Genomic DNA, 20,613 nt, shown 5'->3' on the forward strand with positions numbered 1-20,613 from the left:
CTCAGTCTGGCACTTTGATGCCGTAAGGGGGAGGTGTCCATCACATCGGGCTACATGTTCGTGCAGTTTGCGGATTTGGTTGAATGGCTAAGGGGCAAATGATGGTTGGTCTGGTAGCCCGGCTAAGGCGCAGCGCGCCGCAAGCCGGGATTCAGGCGAAGGATTATGCCAGAGAGGTAGCCCGGGCAGGTGCGCAGCACCGCCTCCGGGACTGTGGAGAGCTGGATTACGCCAGCTGCGCCTGCGCCCAGAATACACCGCTGGCGTATTCCGGCGGCAGCAGCGGCTTCAGCGCTTCCAGCGTCGCGCTCAGGCGATCGGTATCGCTGTCGGTCAGGTTCAGGTGGCCGACTTTACGTCCCGGACGCACCTCTTTGTCGTACCAGTGCAGATGCACCAGCGGTAGCTTCAGCCAGTCATAGTTGAGATCGGTACCGATCAGGTTGATCATCACCGACGGGCTGTTGACCACCGGCGGCGGCAGCGGCAGATCGGTAATCGCCCGCAGATGAAGCTCAAACTGGCTGATGGACGCGCCGTTCTGCGTCCAGTGGCCGCTATTGTGCACGCGCGGCGCCAGTTCGTTAATCAGCAGACCATCAGCGGTGACAAAACACTCCATCGCCATCACGCCAACGTAGCCCAGCTCATTCATGATCGCCGACAGCATCTGTTCGGCCTGCTCCTGCTGGCGGGCGTTGGCCTGCGGAAAGGCGACGCTGGCGCGTAAAATACCGTCCTGATGCAGGTTGCGGGTCAGCGGATAGAAGACCGTGCTGCCGTCCCGGGCGCGTGCGCCGATCAGCGACACTTCGGCGGAGAAGTTAATTCCCTGCTCAACGATACACTCGCCGTAGTTATCATCCGGCAGCTGCGCGGTTTCATTTTCCCGCAAACGCCACTGACCGCGGCCATCATAGCCGCCGACGCGGCGCTTAACGATAGCCAGCTCGCCGAGACGGGCGAATACCGCCGGCCACTCGCTTTTCTCCGCCAGAAGCTGCCACGGCGCGGTAGCGAGCTCCAGCTTATCGAACAGCTGCTTTTGCGTCAGACGGTCGGCGATAACCGGAAAAACGTCGCGGTTGACGAAGGCGGAATGACGCGCCAGCTCGCGGGTCAGCGCCGTTTCCGGCCAGCGTTCAATCTCTGCGGTAATCACGCTTTGCTGTACCGGCACCGCTTCCGGGTCAGCTTCGAGACCGACCGGCCAGACCGCAATACCCAGCGGTTCGCCAGCCTGGCGCAGCATTCGGCCTAGCTGGCCGTTACCGAGAACGCAAACTTGTTTCATGCCGCACCCCGCGGATCCGGGTTATCCAGCACTTCATCGGTTTGCGCCTGGCGCCAGGCGCTGAGGCGCTGGTGCAGTTCCGCATCGTGCTGGGCGAGGATCTGCGCCGCCAGCAGGGCGGCGTTGGCGGCGCCGGCTTTACCGATAGCCAGCGTACCAACCGGGATACCGCGCGGCATCTGAACGATGGAGTAGAGGCTGTCTACGCCGCTCAGCGCTGCGCTCTGCACCGGCACGCCCAACACCGGCACCAGCGTTTTCGCCGCAATCATGCCCGGCAGATGCGCCGCGCCGCCCGCACCGGCAATAATCACCTGAAAACCATTGCCTTGCGCGCCTTCGGCGAAGCTGAACAGTTTATCGGGGGTGCGGTGGGCGGAGACCACTTCGACATGGTACGGAACGTTCAGGGCATCAAGGATTTCTGCGGTAAACTGCATGGTAGCCCAGTCGCTTTTGGACCCCATCACGATGGCGATACGCGCCGAATTATTGCGGGAAGACATGCGTCTTAAAACTCCTGTGGGTGTGTTGCACACTGCTTTAGAGGCCACAGAGAATAGCATGAACTCCCGGCAAGGAAAACGGTTGCGTGCGCATGGCTAGCCCTCTTTTGTCTCGTCGTGACTGGGGGCAACGCGCCGGTTATGGGCGGTGGTCGCGCTGGCAAAAAAGGTAAAAACCAGCACCACTCCCCAGGGCAGCATAAGAATGCTCATGACCAGCATGTAGATTTGCACAAAGCGCTCATCGTGCGGCCGCGTACAAAGCAGATAAATCGCGTAAAAATAGAGGATCCAAAGTAGCGCTGCGATTCCCAGCACGGTCAGCGAACCGAAGTAGATAAACACCAGGCCAAAATAGCTGGCGGTAATCGGGCCGATGACGGCGATAACCATGCCCCAGATTAGGGGCTGACTCCATTTTTGCATGCTCGTTCCTTGAGTGTGGTTTGCTGGAAAATTAACCTGGGGTTAAACGTCAGGACAGCCATTCTGCTGCCTGAAGTGCTTTTTCGGAATAGTGCTTGCTGGAACTCAGAAGGGGAACTGAATCAGTTCGACCTTTTCGGCCGTCACTTTGACCATGGAGCCTTCGTGATGCCATGCGCCCAGAACCACGCGATATGCGGATTGACCGTTGGCTTCTAGCGGATGGACGGCAGGACGGTGCGTATGCCCGTGAATTAGCCATTGAACGTGATGTTTTTCCATAACGTCAACGACCGCCTGTGGATTCACATCCATAATTTCCATCGACTTGCTGCTGTTGGCCGCTTTGCTGTCGGCGCGCATTCTGGCAGCGATACGGCGGCGGATAAACAGCGGCAGGGCCAGAAACAGGCGTTGGATCCAGGGATTGTGCACTTTCGCGCGAAACGCCAGATAGCCGGCATCGTCGGTGCAGAGGGTGTCGCCGTGCATAATCAGCACTTTGCGCCCGTAGAGGTCGAGAAGCTTCTCTTCCGGCAGCAGGGTCATGGCGCTTTCGCGGGCAAAGCGCTGACCGACGAGAAAATCGCGGTTGCCGTGAAGGAAGTAGCAGGGGACGCCGGAATCGGCCAGCGCTTTCAGCGCTGAAGCAATTTGCCGATGCAGCGGGTTGGGATCGTCATCGCCGATCCAGGCTTCAAACAGGTCGCCGAGGATATACAGGGCGTCCGCTTTGCGGGCTTCCCCCTGTAAAAAGCGCAGAAAACCGGCGGTAATCGCCGGTTCTTCCGTTTGCAGATGTAAATCCGCAATAAAAAGTGTCGCCACGAATTATTCGCTGACGGTGACGCTTTTGATCACAACATCTTCTTTCGGCACATCCTGATGCATGCCGCTGCGGCCGGTGGCGACCGCTTTGATTTTGTCGACCACGTCCATACCCTCAACGACTTCTGCGAATACGCAGTAGCCCCAACCCTGCAGGCTTTCGCCGGAGAAGTTCAGGAAGTCGTTATCGGCGACGTTGATGAAGAACTGCGCGGTGGCGGAGTGAGGCGCCTGAGTACGGGCCATTGCCAGGGTGCCGCGGGTGTTTTTCAGACCGTTGTTAGCTTCGTTCTGAATAGGAGATTTGGTGGTTTTCTGATTCATGCCCGGCTCAAAACCGCCGCCCTGAATCATAAAACCGTTGATGACACGGTGGAAAATGGTGTTGTCGTAGAAACCTTCACGACAGTAGTCCAGGAAGTTTTTAACTGTTTCCGGCGCTTTGTCGTCAAACGTCTTGATTACGATATCGCCATGATTGGTGTGGAAAGTAACCATTTTTGCATCCTGTTCCGATGATTGTGGTGCCTGCACCCGGTGTCGGGTGAGATATAGGGGGCTGTTATAGCATAACCGCGAGGTTGGATCACCTTGCAATGTGTGCTGCTTCGGGGTTGAATTAAGGTTAGAATACGCGACTTATATCCACACACGTCTACACGGAATCTTCGATGTTAAAAATTTTTAATACACTGACGCGCCAAAAAGAAGAATTTAAACCTATCCATGCCGGGGAAGTTGGCATGTACGTGTGTGGTATTACCGTTTACGACCTCTGTCACATCGGCCATGGCCGTACCTTCGTCTCCTTCGACGTGGTTGCGCGCTATCTGCGTTTTTTAGGCTACAAGCTAAAGTATGTGCGCAACATCACCGACATTGACGACAAAATCATCAAGCGTGCCAATGAAAACGGCGAGAGCTTTGTTGCGCTGGTGGACCGCATGATTGCCGAGATGCACAAAGACTTCGACGCGCTGAATATCCTGCGCCCGGATATGGAGCCGCGAGCGACTCATCACATTGCGGAAATTATTGAGATTACCGAGCAGCTGATCGCTAAAGGCCACGCGTATGTTGCCGACAACGGCGACGTCATGTTCGATGTGCCGACCGATCCGAACTATGGCCAGCTGTCGCGTCAGGATCTCGACCAGCTGCAGGCCGGCGCGCGCGTTGATGTCGTTGACGTCAAGCATAATCCAATGGACTTTGTGCTGTGGAAGATGTCGAAAGAGGGAGAGCCAAGCTGGCCGTCGCCGTGGGGCGCGGGCCGTCCAGGCTGGCACATTGAGTGTTCAGCGATGAACTGCAAACAGCTGGGCAACCATTTTGATATTCACGGCGGTGGTTCGGATCTGATGTTCCCGCACCATGAAAACGAAATCGCCCAGTCCACCTGCGCCCACGACGGCGAGTACGTGAACTACTGGATGCACTCCGGGATGGTGATGGTTGACCGCGAGAAGATGTCAAAATCGCTGGGCAACTTCTTTACCGTGCGCGACGTCCTGAAGTTCTATGACGCGGAAACCATTCGCTACTTCCTGATGTCCGGCCACTATCGCAGTCAGCTGAACTACAGCGAAGAGAACTTAAAACAGGCGCGTTCCGCGCTGGAGCGTCTGTATACCGCGCTGCGCGGAACCGATAAAACCGCAGAGCCGGCCGGCGGCGAAGCGTTTGAAGCGCGCTTCATTGAAGCGATGGACGACGATTTTAATACTCCGGAGGCTTATTCCGTGCTGTTTGATATGGCGCGTGAGGTTAACCGCCTGAAAACCGAAGATGCCGCCGCGGCCAACGCGATGGCGGCGCATATGCGTAAGCTCTCTGCGGTGCTCGGTCTGCTCGAACAGGAGCCGGATGCCTTCCTGCAGAGCGGCGCGCAGGCGGACGACGGGGAAGTGGCGGAAATCGAGTCTTTGATTCAGCAACGTCTGGACGCGCGTAAAGCGAAAGATTGGGCGGCGGCGGATGCCGCTCGTGACCGTCTCAATGAGATGGGCATCGTGCTGGAAGATGGCCCGCAGGGTACCACCTGGCGCCGTAAGTAGTCTCATTCTCTCTTTTTAGCCGGGGCCATCCCCGGCATTTTTTTGCCCTGACTCAGGCTAAGAAACGAAGCGCGGTTCTGATTTCGCCTTCGCACGCTCCTAACCAGCGGCTGAAGCGTTCGTCGCAGGCGGAAGTGCAGGTTGCCGGAGGCAGCCAGGGGACCGGCTGTGCTACAAAGGACGTGGTATCGGAAGATGGCGGCGCTGACTGAAGTGCAGGAAAACGAGAGACCATCTGTCGGGGTGGGGGGACAGGCGCCGGTTGCGGCGCCTGAACGTGTTACTCGGTAACGGTAACGCTCTGACCTTCAAAGCTGACCGTCTGACCGGCGACGATTTTACAGCGTTTACGGGTTTCCACCGCACCGTCGACTTTGACCAGACCGTCGGCGATAGCGATTTTAGCCTGCGCGCCGCTTTCGCTCCAGCCTTCCAGCTTCAGCAGATCGCACAGTTCAACGTGCGGGTGTTTGCCTAAAGAAAAATTCGCCATCTCAGGCCTCCTGAATATCGTGATACTCTTCACACGCCTGCAGCGTGTTCTGAATGAGCGTGGCTACGGTCATCGGGCCGACGCCGCCGGGAACCGGCGTAATGTACGACGCGCGCGCGGCGGCATCTTCATAAACGACATCGCCAACCACTTTGCCGCTTTCCAGGCGGTTAATCCCGACATCGATCACGATCGCGCCTTCTTTAATCCACTCGCCCGGAATAAAGCCCGGTTTACCTACAGCCACAATCAGCAGATCGGCGTTTTCAACGTGATGACGCAGGTTTTTGGTAAAACGGTGGGTTACGGTGGTAGTACAGCCTGCCAGCAGCAGCTCCATGCTCATCGGGCGTCCGACGATGTTGGAGGCGCCAATGACCACCGCGTTCAGGCCGTAGGTATCAATGTTGTAACGCTCGAGCAGCGTGACGATCCCGCGCGGCGTGCATGGACGCAGGCGCGGGGCGCGCTGGCACAGGCGGCCAACGTTATACGGGTGGAAACCGTCAACGTCTTTGTCCGGCGAAATGCGCTCCAGCACTTTGACATTATCAATGCCGGCGGGCAGCGGCAGCTGAACCAGGATGCCGTCGATAGCGCTATCCGCATTCAGGGTGTCGATAAGTTCCAGCAGCTCTGCTTCGCTGGTGGTTTCCGGGAGATCGTACGAGCGGGAGACGAAGCCTACCTCTTCACACGCTTTGCGCTTGCTGCCGACATAAATCTGCGATGCCGGGTTGCTGCCGACCAGCACGACGGCCAGGCCTGGTGCTCGAAATCCGGCCGCCACGCGAGCCTTCACTTTTTCCGCAACCTCAGAGCGTACCTGCTGCGCAATCGTTTTACCGTCAATAATTTTTGCTGCCATCAGAGAGAGGATTCCATCTGTATCTTTACGAAAGGGGGATGGCGATATTTTGTCAGAAGCCAGCCTCGCTGTCAGTCTTCGTTTAAGATTTTATCTTGCTTTGGTAAGGCGACCGCTGCAATCCCTGCATAATCCTGCCGCGAGCGGAGCCAAAAAGCGCATGGAGTCGAAAGCAAAGTTACCGTGCATAAACATAAGGTTGAATAAACTTTATACTCCTTTCGCAGCTAAACCAGGCAGGTTGCGCAGACAACCGCAGTTTCGCGGCAAAATACATTGACTCATCAGGCGTGGACCGTATAATTCCGGCGATTGCACATCACGAAGCTCCCGCTTCTCAATGCGCCCTTAGCTCAGCTGGATAGAGCAACGGCCTTCTAAGCCGTAGGTCACAGGTTCGAACCCTGTAGGGCGTACCATTTTGCAGTAAACAGACGTTATTCTACGTCTTTTTTTATGCCTTAAATTCAGTAGGTTGGCTGATTTCAGTGCGATAAGGTCGTTTATTATTCTGCCTGCTTAGCCATTATTCAGCCCTATCTGCTGGCGGAACACTACGTTGTTTTGACCAGCACAAAAATCTTTTACTTTAAATCTCTCCCCTGTATTCTGTGCGGCTGGATTTCTCCCAGCGACAATTCGCAGAGATACCCATGGCCCGCAATCATGTTCTCTTCACCTCACTTTCGCGCCGTAAACGTCGGAGCGCGACTCTCAAAATCAAAAATCTTATCTACAAAGAGCGTGCTGTCTGGGGCGGCGTCTTCTATGACGAATGCGAACATGATGCGGCAGTTGCCAGCGGGGGCTGGACCTGGAGCGATATAGTTTTTCTCGGTCGTGACCCAGCCGTTTTCTGGAATGCGGAGATCATCACGGCGAATGTGGCTTTTAGCGATGAGATAGAAGAGGCTGCTTTCAATGAGGCGCTATTGCGGCTTGACGCTGCCAGCCAGCGTCAGGCAATGCATCTCGATTTCATACCAGATATTAATCGCGATGGAAAAACGATTAGCTATACATGGGGACGAAAGCCTCAACGGAATGACTCGCAGCTTGAGGGATTATCCATAAGTGATTTTGCCGATAAACGTGCGCGAGAAATTGCGCGTACTAATCCACCGCCAGTTTATTGCGGTTACCGCATATTGCCGGGCTACGCAGCAGGAATCGGCTTGAAAATGGTGGTTGACGCTGAAGTGCTCAGTCGGAGTGTAATTGAAAGCGCTATTGCTGATTTTCTCGCTCGCGGAGAACAAAACTGGTTTTCTGACGTGCCTGCCCTTGTCCACTACATTGACAATATCTACTGCAAACCGCTTAACGAGGCATCCTGAGCGAGTCAATATGGCCCCATTGAACGCCAAAAGGACTTTCTTCATATCCACGCGGTTGATGACCGCGCTCAATATGAGGAAGAACCATGGCAAGAACCCGTGCGGAACGACGCCATCACATGCGTCGCATGAGGCATAAACGGCGAAACGACAACGCTGTGCGTAACGGCAGTCCAAAAGATCAGGGGCGCCACTATACCACTCCATGTTGTTGTTCCTGTTGGATGTGTGGGCACAAGCGTGACTGGTATGGACCAGGCATACAGGAGCAGCGCGCGCAGGCAAAATATAAGGAGGACATATGAGGTAACTATCCATAGCAGGAACCTTTAATGTCTGTTTTTAATTCACGAAGAGACCGCGATCGTAACGGTAAACCCAAACCACATTGCCATGTTGGCTATCCAGGGTTCGAAGGAAAGATGATGCACCATCGTCATCGCGCTTCCTGGCTTTGGCCCGACTTTAACACTTGTCATTGCCCGTCGACCTGGACGCGTATGTTTATGACCAGACCCCGTCGGGCGAAGGAGTTCGTAGCGCTCCGGCGAATCATGAAAGGAGGCGATCCTGACGGGATCTTATTTCCTCATCGCTCCAGGCCCTACGTGTACTATTACTGAGTCCGGTTTTTTTCCTTAAGGACGCAGAGTGCTGACAAAGCCCTGGCAGAAAAGCCGGGGCTTTCATCTTATTATTATTCTGCATCCGGACGTTATTATAGCGCTGTGGGCCACGCTTCATTATTCCCTGGCGTAAATCTCAAGCGAGTAGAAGGGGGGCTTCGTATCGAGAATAACAATCGTTTCAGAACGTCCCCGGATCTATGTAGCAAAAGGAGCTGTCTTTTCCGAATATGCGGATGCGTCTTTTTATTATTTGTAAAGCCGGGTATTCGTGCCGCTTAAAAGAATAACTCTCAAAAATGAGAAGCCGATCGTTTGAGCAGGACTTTTGTCCTCCGTACCTGACTTACCGCAGGATACACTTTCAGCATATCTTCACTAATAAAATTCTGGAGCTGTTATGACTGCACATATTAATGCCAAATCCGGCGATTTTGCTTCAACTGTTATTATGCCTGGCGATCCCTTGCGCGCTAAATTTATCGCTGAAAATTATCTGCTGGACTATCGGGAAGTGACGAACGTTCGCAATATGCTGGGATACACAGGTTATTATTTCGGGCAGCCTGTATCGGTGATGGGACATGGAATGGGAATACCATCAATGACGCTTTATGCCCATGAACTGGTTAATGACTTTGGCGTTAAGAGAATCATTCGCGTAGGCAGCCTGGGGGCGACTCAGCAGCATGTTAAAATGCGTGACATTATATTGGCTGTTGCCGCCGGGACAGATTCTATCACCAACCTGAAACGCAGTTCAGGTTATTCAATGGCGACATCCGCTGATTTTAAACTGTTGCATCAGGCATGGTTGATTGCGCAAAAAAGTGGCATTGATATAAAAGTTGGCAACGTCTTTAGCGGCGATCTCTATTACGACCCGGATGAAAATCTGATCCCTGCGCTGGAGAAGTTTGGAGTGCTGGGGATTGATATGGAAGTTGCCGGTCTTTATGCCTTAGCTCATCAGTTTGCAATTGAAGCTCTTGCCATTTTAACGGTCTCCGATCATTGCCTCACCGGAGAAGAGACCACGGCTGAAGAGCGGCAGTTAACTTTCAATAATATGATCGAGCTGGCTCTGAATACGGCGATTACAGCTTAGCTCTTGTTCAATTGACACCAGCAGGGGTGTTTTATATGAAAAATAAACTCTCACTTACCCTAATTAGCTTTCTGGCGAACTTTATTATGGCGGGGTTTGCCAGCCAGTTTGGCATGCTGATTGAGCCCATTGCAGAGCATTATAATGCGGATATCAACGCGGTTGCGTCTATTTTCTCTTTACTCAACGGAGGAGCCCTGGCAGGGACGATAGCGGCATTTTTCCTTATTGAAAAAATCGGCGTAAAACGCATGACGCTGATGATCTACTCCGTGGTTTTCCTTTGCGCGCTGGCGATGCATGTAAGCAGTGAACTGTGGTCTGTTATGGTGGCGATGACCCTGGTGGGGCTCTGCGGCGGCATTGGCCTGTGCGTAGCGGGTACCATCGTGGTTTCCGTTTGGCAGGACCGTATCCAGAGCACGATGCTGGTGGTCCAGGATGCCACCTTCAACGTTGCGGGCGTGATCTTCCCGCTGATCACCACCTTTGCCCTGACGCACAACATGTCATGGAGCTACAGTTACCTGAGCGTCGGTATGGTGGCGCTTGTCACGCTGGGGATTGTGGCCCTGACCCGCTTCAATGCCTGTGAAGCAGCGCCCTCTTCGGGCCCCTCAGACGCGGTAAAATCCGAATGGAACCCTGGAATTATCAGCGGCGGGATTGGCCTGTTTCTTGGCATGCTGGCGCTTTATACCTTCCTGACATGGGCGCCGCTGTTTGTGAAAAACAAATTTGGCATTCCCTTTGAAGAGGCTGGAAACATCATTACTCAATATTGGGGAGCCGCGCTGGTGGGGGCATTAGTTTCAACCGGTATTGTCGCCCGGGTGAAGATACACTATTTTTTGTTGAGCATTATTTTACTGGCCTGCGTCATTACGACGATTATCGTCACTAAAGAAACGCTTTCTGGCTTAGATTACCTGGCTTACAGCTATGGCTTTGTATGTGCAGCGCTTTACAACTCGTTTATTGCCTATGGCGTATCCTTTGTTAAACGCGCCAGCAGTCAAAATGTATCTTATATATTAATTAGCGGAAGCGCGGGCGCCATGTTTAGCCCGGCGATCAGCGCGTTAATGGAAAAAACGATGGGACTGCAGAAAATCATGTATGCGATACCTGTTTTATATTTCATTATTTTTGTCATGCTGGTGGCTACCCTTAAATTAAAACGTAAAGTAGTACAATAAAACCATCTCTCTTTTCAGTTTAACTTTGCGGAATTGCTCCATTGCAGGAGCAATAAGGCTCAGGTTTTATCAAAGGAATGGAATATGTTTAATGCCAAAAAAACATTATTAGCAATGATAATTAGCGTTGGCTGTTCTCAGGCAATAGCAGCTGACTATCGTGACGGCAATATCAGAAAGAATGACTTTAGCTGGATGCAAATGAATCTTATGCAGAGCGTGGATGCTAAAGTCCCATACGGAATTCGCAACGATACCTATCTTGAACTTGAGTTTGGCGCGCGCTCGGGTATTGTCGATCTTTACGGCTATGTTGATATTTTTGACATCTTTGACAGTAAACATGACGATCGCCATGGCGGAGATAACTTTTTTGCTAAGATATCGCCGCGTTTTTCACTGGATGCCATTTTCAACAAAGATTTATCCGTCGGCCCATTCAACGAGTTTTATATCGCAACGGTCAATAACATTGGCGATCGCGAATTATTTGAGCACTATATAGGGCTTGGTACGGATGTGAAAGTCCCGTGGTTCGGGATGGTAGGGATGAACGTCTATGCTCACTATGTACGGGAAAACTATGGCGCCGAAAACGAAGGCAAGTGGGACGGATATATGTTCTCCACGAACTGGTCAACCCCCTTTTACCAGTTTGCCAATGGTAGCTATTTAAATTACCAGGGGTATTTCGATTATCAGTTTGCGGCGAATAAAAATAGCGATCGGTCGCTTTACAGTAACAATGCGATTGAATGGTATAACGGTATCTACTGGCATACGGAAAATTATGCCGTAGGTTACGGCTTGAAATATTTCCGCAATATGGCGTTGATGCAAAACCACGGCGGCGCAGGCCGTACAACCGGGCTTGGGCACTACTTTAGTCTCACCTGGAAGTTTTAATTGGATATGAATGGCGCGCCGTCTCCGGCGCGTCATTCAGCAATATCGTTGCCGAGAAACTTCCGCAACCCATCAAGATCCTGAATTGCAATGCCTTGTATAGTTCGTACTACCAGTCCGGCATCAATCAGCGCTTTAACCGCGCGGCGATAAACGCGGTCGGTGGTGCCGAATCTTTCCGCTTCCTGATAATTCTTACTGAATCCATCCATTGGCTGTTTGTTCAGGTGCTGCCGGTAGAGGTCATAGGCAACATTATGAACGATGGGGTAGAGCATGCGATGCAAGAAGATTTCCAGCATATCCTGGTAGTCTACCGCCATGGCGCTGGCAAAAAATATCGCCAGTTTAGGATGTTGATTCAATGCTTCTTCGAGCCGCTCGCAGCTGCATACCGCAACGGTAAGTGGTTCCTCTGCTACGATATCCAGCTGACAGCGATAGCCTGTGAAAAACTCCATTTCACCAAAGAGTTGCTCATCGCATTCCATTGCACCCAGCTGGAAGCGACGGCCGTTTTCCGCGCTGTAACGCAGAGATATTCTGCCCGATTCGACCATGATTAAGCGGTCAACAACCTGGCCCTGATGATAAAGATGCTCATTTTCGGCAATAAGCTGCTTATCTGAGAGTAGCTCGCGAAACGTTCTCTCGATAAATGCATCATCCTGTTGCCAAATGCTATGAAAACGACCTTTGGTGAGTGGTTTAAGCTGCATATTTTGCTATCTGTAAAGAAGCGAATCCCTGCTTTTGAATGATATTAGTAGAGGCTGATGACATGACGTTAATGGCGCATTCTACTCAATCGCCGTGTTAAAAAATATCAATAACTGGATGTCGCGCCTGCGCTGCAGAGAGAGCATCCTGGAAGTGGATTGACACGCTATCCATGCGGTTGCGCTTCGTCTCGGGCGCAGCCGCAGCTAAAACAGCATTTTGCCAGGACACCGGGGCACGCCTGAAGAAAAACGGTGAATGGCACGCTCGTTTTCCTGGCCTCAGGCGCCGGTTTCATTTTTTATTCGCCTGTTAATGTATTCCACGGCCTGAGAGACATCCATAATCCCATTTATCGCGTTCGTCACGCCCTGGCCGATAATAATTTCTGCCTGGCGCAGGTTGAAGGGCTTACCCTGCGTATCCTGCGACTCTCTTATCCCGATCATGCCCTTTTCATTCAATAAATTAAACCATGGATAGAGGTTAAGGACGTTCTGATCGTGACAAACCCCTGACCAGGCGCAGTTTCCTCCGAGCAGAACCAGATGACGCGCAATTTCATCGGAATAAAGCCAGTGGAAGAACTGCTCAACCTGTTTTTTCTTTTTGCTGTAGCGGGACATCCCAATGGATCCCCCTCCCAACTGTGGAAGCTGTCCCGGGACTGAAGCATAGCCGATAGTGGGGGCGATAGGGCTATGCGCGACGTCATTGAACAAATTGAGATACATGATCAACATGGCGAGGTTGCCGCGCTCAAACTGCTTAACGGCGTCACTCCACCATTCTCCTGAGAGATTCACGGCGACGGAGAGCTGTTGCAGGTACTGTTCAAGCGCCGTAGCGGCAAGCGAAGTCTCCAGTTGAACCGGTTCGCCTTCGCGAACCAGACGTCCGCCGAGCGCGTAGTAACGCAGCAGATATTCCGTGGCGATAAGCCCTGAGCTGCCTAAGGTCACCGCCGTGCCCATCGGGCGCAGTCTGTTATCCGGCTGATGCTGGCGACTGAAGAAAGCCGCTAACTCATCAAATTGCGCAAAGTTTTCGGGTAGCGTTAACTCTTTTCCCGTCGTTTCGTAGAACATCCGTTTTATCGTCGCATCTTCAAAGAGATCGCGTCGGTAAAACAGGAGCTGCATACTGGCATCAAAGGGGATGGCCCACGCGGTGCCATTCACCATGCTGAAGTGCTGTCGAATCTGGTCAGAAAAATGAGTCAGCAGCTGCGGCAGCGCAGGGGAAATCGACTCCAGCGGCAATAACGCTTTTTCTGCAAACCAGGGAAAACAGGCCATATCGATGCGCAGGAGATCGTAATAGGGATGCAGATGAAGATGGGAAAGAATTTCAAACACTTCATCATAAGGATAAACCGCAAGATTTACCTTGATACCGGTCTGACGATAAAAGTGAGGTAACAGTTTTTTCAGCGCATCGGTTGAGGGGCTGGGCAAAATTAACATATTCAGCGTCGCCTCGGTCTCAGGCGGCTGGACGGATTGGCCATCTAATGAAAATCCGCTATTTGTCAGAATTCGATGCGTTACCTGTTTTTTAGGCTGGCGAATATGGGAAGCGATGGCGGTACCCAGGCGACCATAGTCCATCTGGTAGTTTGTGACGCCGTCGAAGGCTGCCGGAAGATTATCACTCAACTGCAGTATCGGTGGACAGGACTGCGCGCTACCAAACCAGGCTGCCTGCGTCACGGCTCGCGTTTTATCACTATCCTGAGTGATGAAAATATCGGGGGCAACGCCGCGGAAAAAATCAAACGCTACGGTGTTAGACTCGCCCGCCTGCGAGGATAAAACGGTGAGCTTAGTCTGCGGACTGACTGTCCGGCAGGTCTCCTGTATCGCCTGAATAAAACATGCGCTATGAGCATATTCAAGGGGTTCGCAGAAGATACCGATATGGCCCGGCCGCTGTGCGAGCGCTCTTCTCGCAAGGTGTTCACCCGCAGTGACGTAATCGAGGCTGAAATAGTTGTCAGCTCCGGCAGGTTGCCGGTAGGCAAAAAGGATCTGTTCCGCGGGCAGCTTGAGCATTTCATAATAAGGTTGGCTATTGCTCAGGCAGCTGACGGTAACAATGGTCTGGTAAGATTTTGCCGCCAGCGTTTGCAGAATCTCCAGTTCCAGGTTGGGCAGATCGTTGGTCAGGTAAAGATCCAGCGGTTCGCTTAATGATGGCTGACAGACCTGATGTAAGCCCCGGTAAAGCTGGTAATACTGCTCCGCATTAATGTCTGGCAGCAGCAGCGCCACCCCCTGGCTTTTACTGGCTCTTAACGATTGCGCCTGCGCATTTAACTGATAGCCCACTTCCTTAGCCGCTCGTTGAACCGCTTCAATCTTCTCAACGCTGACATTTCCTCTGCCATTAAGTACGTTCGAGACAGTGCCGTGTGACACACCGGCTATCTTTGCTATGTCTTTGATTGTTGGCATATTTTAATCCTTACCCTCATGCGTTGATGCTAGCACGGCATACCGCTGAAAACTATCGTTGCCGGTGGTATTTGAACGTTACAAAATTATTTTGTGTGATTTATAGACATTAAAAATATTAATCTTTTCCGGCTTGAGACGAGTAACGATGTAGTAAAAATGACAATTTGTTGAAATTTAAGATAAATAAAATAAGTTTTTGAAGGGGATCACTTCTGGGAAAAAAGATCGTTGTTCCTGTTAAATGGCAGAATCATAATTGACACGTTCCAATTACGTTTGATTACATTTCTGATGATAAAAACAGCAACCTGTTAGTGATAAGAGGAAATCATGAAGATCCATTTTCTGGGAACGGCAGCGTCTGAAGGGATACCTAACCCGTTTTGCCGCTGCGAGCACTGTCAGCAAGCCCGTATACGTAAGGGAAAAGACATTCGTACACACTCTTCCGCGATTATTGATGATCAACTGTTGATTGACGTCGCGCCGGAATTTAGCCAGCAGCTGCTGCGCGACGGCATGGACGCAACTGAAATCAGGTCGCTTCTGTTTACCCATACTCATCCCGATCATTTCAACGTCGGCGATCTTTTCAGCCGAATGGAGGGTTACGGATTTGAGATTACCCATCCGCTGAATATCTTTGGTAACGATCGTGCGATTAACGGTGCGGCAGAGGTTTTGCCGGGCTATAGCGCAGAGCGCTTTGCCTTTCATTGCCTGGTGCCCTTCGTCACCGTAGAAACCCGTGGTTATCGGATAACCCCGCTGCTGGCTAACCATGCTAAATGGGAGCTTTGCTATACCTGGTTTATCGAAAAAGAGGGCCAGTCAATATTTTACGGTCATGACTCTGGCTGGTTTCCTGAGCTCACCTGGCAGTGGTTGGAAGGGAAAAAAATCGATCTGGCCGTTCTGGAGTGTACCTACGGCTTTAATGGAGAAAATCGTACTAATAACCATATGAGTCTGGAAACGGTGTTCGCTGCCAGAGACAGACTGGCGGAACTGGGCTGCCTGAAGAAAACAAGTCAACTTATCGTCTCGCATATTTCACACAGCGGCGGTCTCCTGCACGATGAGCTAGTAGCAGCATGCGATAAAGAGAACATTCTTGTCGCCTGGGACGGGCTTAACCTGAGCATTAACCAATAAAGGATATGCAATATGGACCTTAATAAAACACCACGCCTGTTAATTATGATGTTCATACAGTACTTTATGCAGGGCGCCTGGAATATGACCATGGGGCTGGTATTAAGTACCTATGGAATGGCGACCATAATCGGCTCATCCTATGCCTTGCTCGGATTAGCGACGATTATTTCACCGTTATTTATTGGTATGGTGGCCGATCGCTTCTTTGCATCACAAAAGGTCATGGCGATCCTGCACTTAGTCAATGCTGGCGTGCTGCTGTTTGTTCCGCAATTTATTGAAGCGCAAAATACCGGCATGACGCTGACCATGATTTTCCTGGTCGGTCTGCTGTTTTATCCGACAACGGCGCTGGCTAACAGTATCAGTTTCAGCCATATCAATGGGGTTAAATATTTCCCATTCATCCGCGTTTTTGGCACCTTCGGCTTTATGGCAATCGGCTTTATCATTGGTGAAATGGGCTATTCCGGCAACACAGTTACCTGGTATATTGCGGCAGCTTCCGGCGTCGTCCTGGGCTTATATTGCTTCACATTGCCGAATACGCCGCCAAAAGCAAAAGGAAACGCTTTCGCGCTGCGCGATCTGTTATGTCTCGATGCTCTGGCACTCTTCAAAGATCGTAGCTTCAGCGTGCTGATGCTGAGTATCTTTGTCTTAATGATCCCCAAAACCGCATATTCCGCCTATATTCCGGTCTTTTTGAAAGCGCTGGGGTTAGATAATGCCGCATCAATGATGCAGATCGGGATTGCCTGCGAAGTGATTTTCATGTTCCTGCTATCGTTCTTCTTACTAAAAGCCGGCTTTAAAATCACGCTGATGCTGGGGGCCGTTTGCTGGATCATCCGCACGCTGTTGTTTGCTCATGCCTCGCTGGATGCCAACATGATGTTTGTGCTGATCGGCCTGATGTTACAGGGATTCTGCTGGGACTTTTTCTTTACCGTCGGCGATATTTATGTTGACCGCAAAGCCGCGCCAGAGATCAAAGCGCAGGCGCAAAGCTTGAGGTTTATCGTCTCTAACGGCGTCGGGCTGCTGTTTGCTTCTACCGTTTGCGGGCAGATTTTTAACAGTACCGTGACAGAGCAAGGGCCGGAAGCGTTACCGCAATGGGAAACATTCTGGTTAGTTTCAGCCGGTGTCGCCGCGGTAGTGAGCGTCTTCTTCCTGATTTTCTTCCGCGACGATTTGTCAAAACGCAAAACGGATCTCGCATTGAAGAAAGCGAACTCCTGATTGATAACGGATCTTTCATTAAGGTAATGATATGAATAATCTGGCCGCCACGATCGTCGATCACGGATGGTTTCCGTTATTGACCATCGTCAAAATCAGCATTGCGTTTATTCTGGGAGGCATCATTGGCCTGGAAAGAGAATCGAAAGGGAAACCTGTCGGATTCAAAACCTGCGTCATTTTGTCTGTCGCCAGCTGTGTGTTAACCATCGTTTCAATACAGTCGGCGGAATACTATGCTGAAATTTCGACGAACATTCGTAGCGATCCGATGCGCCTGGCGGCCCAGATTATCAGCGGCGTCGGTTTTCTTGGGGCGGGAGTGATTCTGCATCGACACGACGATGCTATTTCAGGCCTGACGACGGCGGCCATTGTCTGGGCATCAGCCGGGGTTGGAATTACCTGCGGCGCCGGTTTTTATTTTCATGCTTTTTTCGCCACGGGTTTGTTCTTATTGGCGATAAAATTAAGCCCGTTCATTATATTCCTGCAAACTAAAAATCAGTTCCCCGGAAAAGTGAAAGTACGGGTGGTGCTTGATGAACGAGGGGCCCTTGAAAAGCTGATAAGCCGTATCCATCAGCAAAAAAATATTATCGAAAATATTACGATTAGAGACCTTAAAAAGGGAAAGATTGAGGTTAATTTGAAAATGGTTATTCGCCAGAAAATGACCTTACCTGACTTATACCACGATCTGTCTCATGTTGATCATGTCTGCGCGCTTGCCCTTGAACATTGATTAGTATAAAAATGTAAATTATGTGGCCGCTGGTTCTCTTTCACGTTGGCGGTACCAATACACCCGATATCGGGTGTATTGGTAAGCGTAATGATAGTGAAAATGAGGAATTAAAATGATTAATGCGCTAATTTAGCGTCAGCCCAGTACGTTACAATTCTCTGATGATGATCTCCTCAAGTTGTTCGATGCTTATCTTCCTGATTTGCTCACATGAGAGAGAGGGTCTGATAAGTCGGAGATGCATACTGTCGTTAACAATTATTATCAATGGTGTCTCATTGCTACTGCGAATAATATCCAGAATCGAACATATTTTCCACATTGTCATTATACCTGTAGTTGATAAAACAAGTTTTTCATTTATATCATACAGCCTTGAGTAAAATGATAGCCTATATCATCGCCGGGATGAGGAGAGGGATTCGTCCTAATATAATATCTACCAGCAACTTGGTTGAGAATTATTCTATCCTTCTTTTCCCATTTATTATTGTTTTGATTTAAAGTAAATAAAGTAGAACCATTAACTAATTGGCTTAATACCCATTGTCTGTTTCTGCAAATGCCTGGTTTAATGACGCCATCGAGTTCGTGATGAATATAAAACTCTACCAGCAGGAAATGACTGTCATTATATTTTGCGCCAGCAACCAGAAATTTGGCCCAACGATAGCTGTACATGATATGCCTCTTATTACTTATTGTTTAATCATTAAATTAAAATCTACATATTATTCGCTTTGAGTGCCAGGAAACTACTTTTTAAAATATATAAGGAGGCAAGGATTACTGCAATGGAAGATTTACTAATCAATAATTATAAACATATCAGGCGTAAGAAATTAATTATCATTTTCTTATAACCATTGTTTTAACTTTAAAAGCGATTTTTGTGCGAGATTTAAAGTTTTTTTAAATAAATTTAATAGGTATCGGGCATGGTTAATTAATGCATGATGTAATTTTTTGTTATAGATTATTTCTAGTTCATTCAAAAGTATTGGTTGTTGTTTCATTTGGCGCAAAGAATTTGAAACGGCACACAGAATCCAATTAAATAAAAAATGGTGATAACATTTATTATGTTTTTGTTGTTACTATTGGTTTACTGCTAAAGAGTAGTTTTGTGATGTATGCGCCGTTAGCAGGGATGAGCGGGTGTCGAAGAGCGAACATCAGGGCTCCACTGATGAGCTATAAGCCTCTAAAAAGCTGGCACAACGTGTTGACAATACTTCACTTTCTCCGGGATGCTGTAGGGCCCAATAGCTCCTTGCCTTTTATCAGCATACCCTGCTATTCACAGGATGCAGATAACATATGAAGTACTTAATTGAAAGCAAATTGTTTTATAACGCTGAGTCTGGTGAGCTTATTTATATTGATATCGGTGTAACGGAGAAACACCAGTTAACCAAAACGGCTAACCATATTCTGGCTATACTGATGGCGTCACATGGGAAGGTCGTTTCTCGACAAAGTTTCTTAGAGCAAGTCTGGGAATCCCGTGGACACGAGGCATCAAATTCATCTTTAAACCAATATATTAGTATCCTCAGAAAGAAATTATCATTCCTGATAAGAAAAGATAATATTATATTGACAAGCCCCGGCGTTGGTTTTTATCTCTCGAAAGACATCAAGGTCAAACGGTATGATGACGCAAGCCAGGAAGGACTACCTTCAGAAAAATTACGTCAGCAACGATTTCGTTACCTAAAACACGGAGGCGTGGTAGCTTTGATAGCCAGTTTGATTATTGTTTTTTTTGCCAGGTATGAAGTGGCCGCAACATCGATTCTGGCTAAGAGTTCAAATAACCTGGAAGAAATCGGTAAGTGTCAAATAAGATCTTATGTTCAGATCCCTGAAAGTATGCAGGAAAAATTACTTAATATTTTGGTTAGGCACCATCCTGGGTTACTTGAACATTGCCAAAGCAGTCCAGCCAGGTTGATAATATATGCACAAAGAAACGTTTTGCAGGGTAAGTCTGGGGGGATATTTTCATCTTTTTGCCCTATGGATAGTGTAAATAAGAAAATAATTTATTGTAATAACGTTTATGTAAGTCAATGGAGGCAGCATGACTAACAACGTGCTCTACCGTTCCTGCGGTTTATTAGGCTGCGCTATCATTGTTCTGATTATTTATGTGTTGTGCTTATTCAGTAAGAAAAGCAAAATGAAAACATGTGAGGCCAATGTATACTATAATATATCATCCTTAAATGATTCATATACATTTGATGGTCATGTTTTATTTGATATGAATAATAACACTGGTTATGTTTCCTTGTCCGGAAAAATAGTCGATGGCGATGAGACTTACTATCTGTCACAGGACATCAACTTTGACTACATGGCGGTGGGTGAGGGCCGGTATAAATTATTGCCAGGTAAACAAGATACTAATAAATATGGAGATGTTCCTGATGATCTTGTAATGCCACTTTATGATATCATGGGCTTATCCGGGAAATCACCCATTTTTATCTTTGCTAAAAATCGGGATTATATAGTCTGGGGAACGCTGAATACGCCGGTTATGACCTGCGTCTTTACTTTGGATCACTGAGCGACAGATCTCTGTCGAGGCAGAAGCGCTGATAAAACCCGGCGACTGACGCCGCCG

21 protein-coding genes and 1 tRNA gene are annotated in these 20,613 nt (G+C 49.8%); 11 read left to right on the forward strand and 11 right to left on the reverse strand.

From position 1 onward, the window contains the following. Nucleotides 1-226: 226 nt before the first annotated feature. The 5 genes from purK to ppiB form a co-directional block, all read right to left on the reverse strand. Nucleotides 227-1,294 (reverse strand): 5-(carboxyamino)imidazole ribonucleotide synthase, encoded by a 1,068-nt coding sequence (gene purK, locus ABLV12_RS17195; RefSeq protein ID WP_348867183.1) that lies wholly within the window; start codon nt 1,292-1,294, stop codon nt 227-229. Beyond that, a complete protein-coding gene (purE, locus tag ABLV12_RS17200) occupies nt 1,291-1,800 on the reverse strand; it encodes a 5-(carboxyamino)imidazole ribonucleotide mutase (protein ID WP_024273859.1) in 510 nt (169 codons plus the stop codon). The genes purK and purE overlap by 4 nt, the downstream gene beginning before the upstream one ends. A 96-nt stretch (nt 1,801-1,896) precedes the next feature. Then, nucleotides 1,897-2,226, reverse strand: a complete 330-nt coding sequence (locus ABLV12_RS17205) for a hypothetical protein (protein ID WP_004099771.1) — start codon at nt 2,224-2,226, stop codon at nt 1,897-1,899. Between the two features lie 105 nt (nt 2,227-2,331). After that, a complete protein-coding gene (gene lpxH, locus ABLV12_RS17210) occupies nt 2,332-3,054 on the reverse strand; it encodes a UDP-2,3-diacylglucosamine diphosphatase (protein ID WP_004099773.1) in 723 nt (240 codons plus the stop codon). A gap of 3 nt (nt 3,055-3,057) precedes the next feature. Then, nucleotides 3,058-3,552: a peptidylprolyl isomerase B gene (gene ppiB, locus ABLV12_RS17215; RefSeq protein WP_004099775.1), complete on the reverse strand. Its 495-nt coding sequence runs from the start codon at nt 3,550-3,552 to the stop codon at nt 3,058-3,060. Nucleotides 3,553-3,725: 173 nt separating this feature from the next. Here ppiB and cysS point away from each other — a divergent pair, with 173 nt between their 5' ends. Next, entirely contained in the window at nt 3,726-5,111 is a 1,386-nt protein-coding gene (gene cysS / locus ABLV12_RS17220; protein ID WP_049591192.1) for a cysteine--tRNA ligase, read from the forward strand. 280 nt (nt 5,112-5,391) lie between these two features. Here the strand turns inward: cysS and ybcJ are convergent, their stop codons facing one another. Continuing rightward, entirely contained in the window at nt 5,392-5,604 is a 213-nt protein-coding gene (gene ybcJ / locus ABLV12_RS17225) for a ribosome-associated protein YbcJ (RefSeq protein WP_004099787.1), read from the reverse strand. Between the two features lies 1 nt (nt 5,605). Beyond that, nucleotides 5,606-6,472, reverse strand: a complete 867-nt coding sequence (folD, locus tag ABLV12_RS17230; RefSeq protein WP_004099791.1) for a bifunctional methylenetetrahydrofolate dehydrogenase/methenyltetrahydrofolate cyclohydrolase FolD — start codon at nt 6,470-6,472, stop codon at nt 5,606-5,608. A 342-nt stretch (nt 6,473-6,814) separates the two neighbouring features. Between folD and ABLV12_RS17235 the strand changes: the two genes are divergently transcribed. Further along, a tRNA-Arg gene (locus ABLV12_RS17235) sits at nt 6,815-6,891 on the forward strand. A gap of 234 nt (nt 6,892-7,125) precedes the next feature. After that, nucleotides 7,126-7,809 (forward strand): hypothetical protein, encoded by a 684-nt coding sequence (locus tag ABLV12_RS17240; RefSeq protein ID WP_004099802.1) that lies wholly within the window; start codon nt 7,126-7,128, stop codon nt 7,807-7,809. A gap of 347 nt (nt 7,810-8,156) precedes the next feature. Here ABLV12_RS17240 and ABLV12_RS17245 read toward each other — a convergent pair whose 3' ends face one another. Further along, nucleotides 8,157-8,288 carry a hypothetical protein gene (locus ABLV12_RS17245; protein ID WP_257020572.1) on the reverse strand — a complete coding sequence of 44 codons (132 nt, stop codon included), beginning with the start codon at nt 8,286-8,288 and terminating at the stop codon, nt 8,157-8,159. Between the two features lie 547 nt (nt 8,289-8,835). Here ABLV12_RS17245 and deoD point away from each other — a divergent pair. The 3 genes from deoD (at nt 8,836) to ABLV12_RS17260 (ending at nt 11,648) form a co-directional block, all read left to right on the forward strand. Beyond that, nucleotides 8,836-9,543 carry a purine-nucleoside phosphorylase gene (gene deoD, locus ABLV12_RS17250; protein ID WP_016808742.1) on the forward strand — a complete coding sequence of 236 codons (708 nt, stop codon included), beginning with the start codon at nt 8,836-8,838 and terminating at the stop codon, nt 9,541-9,543. A 35-nt stretch (nt 9,544-9,578) separates the two neighbouring features. Continuing rightward, nucleotides 9,579-10,742, forward strand: coding sequence for an MFS transporter TsgA (gene tsgA, locus ABLV12_RS17255; RefSeq protein ID WP_004099812.1), 1,164 nt, complete (start codon nt 9,579-9,581; stop codon nt 10,740-10,742). An 84-nt stretch (nt 10,743-10,826) separates the two neighbouring features. After that, a complete protein-coding gene (locus ABLV12_RS17260) occupies nt 10,827-11,648 on the forward strand; it encodes an outer membrane protein OmpK (RefSeq protein ID WP_004099814.1) in 822 nt (273 codons plus the stop codon). 32 nt (nt 11,649-11,680) lie between these two features. Here the strand turns inward: ABLV12_RS17260 and ABLV12_RS17265 are convergent, their stop codons facing one another. Both ABLV12_RS17265 and ABLV12_RS17270 read right to left on the reverse strand, forming a co-directional pair. Beyond that, nucleotides 11,681-12,367 carry a Crp/Fnr family transcriptional regulator gene (locus tag ABLV12_RS17265; RefSeq protein WP_348867184.1) on the reverse strand — a complete coding sequence of 229 codons (687 nt, stop codon included), beginning with the start codon at nt 12,365-12,367 and terminating at the stop codon, nt 11,681-11,683. Between the two features lie 282 nt (nt 12,368-12,649). Continuing rightward, nucleotides 12,650-14,824 carry an extracellular solute-binding protein gene (locus tag ABLV12_RS17270; protein WP_064396933.1) on the reverse strand — a complete coding sequence of 725 codons (2,175 nt, stop codon included), beginning with the start codon at nt 14,822-14,824 and terminating at the stop codon, nt 12,650-12,652. Nucleotides 14,825-15,157: 333 nt separating this feature from the next. Between ABLV12_RS17270 and ABLV12_RS17275 the strand changes: the two genes are divergently transcribed. Genes ABLV12_RS17275 through ABLV12_RS17285 form a run of 3 tightly spaced genes read left to right on the forward strand, consistent with a single transcriptional unit; the run spans nt 15,158 to nt 17,975 of the window. Then, entirely contained in the window at nt 15,158-15,982 is an 825-nt protein-coding gene (locus tag ABLV12_RS17275; RefSeq protein ID WP_023320474.1) for an MBL fold metallo-hydrolase, read from the forward strand. Nucleotides 15,983-15,994: 12 nt separating this feature from the next. Next, complete coding sequence (locus tag ABLV12_RS17280) at nt 15,995-17,230, forward strand: MFS transporter (protein ID WP_348867185.1); 1,236 nt, start codon at nt 15,995-15,997, stop codon at nt 17,228-17,230. Between the two features lie 31 nt (nt 17,231-17,261). Continuing rightward, nucleotides 17,262-17,975, forward strand: a complete 714-nt coding sequence (locus ABLV12_RS17285; protein ID WP_004111083.1) for an MgtC/SapB family protein — start codon at nt 17,262-17,264, stop codon at nt 17,973-17,975. 363 nt (nt 17,976-18,338) lie between these two features. On the opposite strand, the gene ABLV12_RS17290 is transcribed toward ABLV12_RS17285, so the two are convergent. After that, nucleotides 18,339-18,659 (reverse strand): hypothetical protein, encoded by a 321-nt coding sequence (locus tag ABLV12_RS17290; protein WP_004099830.1) that lies wholly within the window; start codon nt 18,657-18,659, stop codon nt 18,339-18,341. Nucleotides 18,660-19,298: 639 nt separating this feature from the next. Between ABLV12_RS17290 and ABLV12_RS17295 the strand changes: the two genes are divergently transcribed. Next, nucleotides 19,299-20,072, forward strand: a complete 774-nt coding sequence (locus tag ABLV12_RS17295; protein WP_004099833.1) for a helix-turn-helix domain-containing protein — start codon at nt 19,299-19,301, stop codon at nt 20,070-20,072. Then, on the forward strand, nt 20,065-20,556 hold the full coding sequence (locus ABLV12_RS17300; protein ID WP_004099834.1) for a hypothetical protein: 492 nt from the start codon (nt 20,065-20,067) through the stop codon (nt 20,554-20,556). Before ABLV12_RS17295 ends, ABLV12_RS17300 begins: the two co-directional genes overlap by 8 nt. The last annotated feature ends 57 nt before the right edge of the window (nt 20,557-20,613 follow it).

This window comes from Klebsiella sp. CN_Kp100, assembly GCF_040065315.1.
In the GTDB taxonomy this organism is placed as follows: Bacteria; Pseudomonadota; Gammaproteobacteria; order Enterobacterales; family Enterobacteriaceae; genus Klebsiella; species Klebsiella oxytoca.

Excerpts from the sequence above, each read along its gene's own strand:
- ABLV12_RS17285 (WP_004111083.1), top strand. The coding sequence starts at position 17,262 with ATGAATAATCTGGCCGCCACGATCGTCGATCACGGATGGTTTCCGTTA.
- ABLV12_RS17260 (WP_004099814.1), top strand. The coding sequence starts at position 10,827 with ATGTTTAATGCCAAAAAAACATTATTAGCAATGATAATTAGCGTTGGC.
- ABLV12_RS17290 (WP_004099830.1), bottom strand. The coding sequence starts at position 18,659 with ATGTACAGCTATCGTTGGGCCAAATTTCTGGTTGCTGGCGCAAAATAT.
- ABLV12_RS17280 (WP_348867185.1), top strand. The coding sequence starts at position 15,995 with ATGGACCTTAATAAAACACCACGCCTGTTAATTATGATGTTCATACAG.
- ABLV12_RS17270 (WP_064396933.1), bottom strand. The coding sequence starts at position 14,824 with ATGCCAACAATCAAAGACATAGCAAAGATAGCCGGTGTGTCACACGGC.
- cysS (WP_049591192.1), top strand. The coding sequence starts at position 3,726 with ATGTTAAAAATTTTTAATACACTGACGCGCCAAAAAGAAGAATTTAAA.
- ABLV12_RS17240 (WP_004099802.1), top strand. The coding sequence starts at position 7,126 with ATGGCCCGCAATCATGTTCTCTTCACCTCACTTTCGCGCCGTAAACGT.
- ybcJ (WP_004099787.1), bottom strand. The coding sequence starts at position 5,604 with ATGGCGAATTTTTCTTTAGGCAAACACCCGCACGTTGAACTGTGCGAT.
- ABLV12_RS17245 (WP_257020572.1), bottom strand. The coding sequence starts at position 8,288 with ATGACAAGTGTTAAAGTCGGGCCAAAGCCAGGAAGCGCGATGACGATG.
- tsgA (WP_004099812.1), top strand. The coding sequence starts at position 9,579 with ATGAAAAATAAACTCTCACTTACCCTAATTAGCTTTCTGGCGAACTTT.
- folD (WP_004099791.1), bottom strand. The coding sequence starts at position 6,472 with ATGGCAGCAAAAATTATTGACGGTAAAACGATTGCGCAGCAGGTACGC.
- ABLV12_RS17275 (WP_023320474.1), top strand. The coding sequence starts at position 15,158 with ATGAAGATCCATTTTCTGGGAACGGCAGCGTCTGAAGGGATACCTAAC.
- deoD (WP_016808742.1), top strand. The coding sequence starts at position 8,836 with ATGACTGCACATATTAATGCCAAATCCGGCGATTTTGCTTCAACTGTT.
- ppiB (WP_004099775.1), bottom strand. The coding sequence starts at position 3,552 with ATGGTTACTTTCCACACCAATCATGGCGATATCGTAATCAAGACGTTT.
- purE (WP_024273859.1), bottom strand. The coding sequence starts at position 1,800 with ATGTCTTCCCGCAATAATTCGGCGCGTATCGCCATCGTGATGGGGTCC.
- ABLV12_RS17265 (WP_348867184.1), bottom strand. The coding sequence starts at position 12,367 with ATGCAGCTTAAACCACTCACCAAAGGTCGTTTTCATAGCATTTGGCAA.
- ABLV12_RS17205 (WP_004099771.1), bottom strand. The coding sequence starts at position 2,226 with ATGCAAAAATGGAGTCAGCCCCTAATCTGGGGCATGGTTATCGCCGTC.
- purK (WP_348867183.1), bottom strand. The coding sequence starts at position 1,294 with ATGAAACAAGTTTGCGTTCTCGGTAACGGCCAGCTAGGCCGAATGCTG.
- ABLV12_RS17295 (WP_004099833.1), top strand. The coding sequence starts at position 19,299 with ATGAAGTACTTAATTGAAAGCAAATTGTTTTATAACGCTGAGTCTGGT.
- ABLV12_RS17300 (WP_004099834.1), top strand. The coding sequence starts at position 20,065 with ATGACTAACAACGTGCTCTACCGTTCCTGCGGTTTATTAGGCTGCGCT.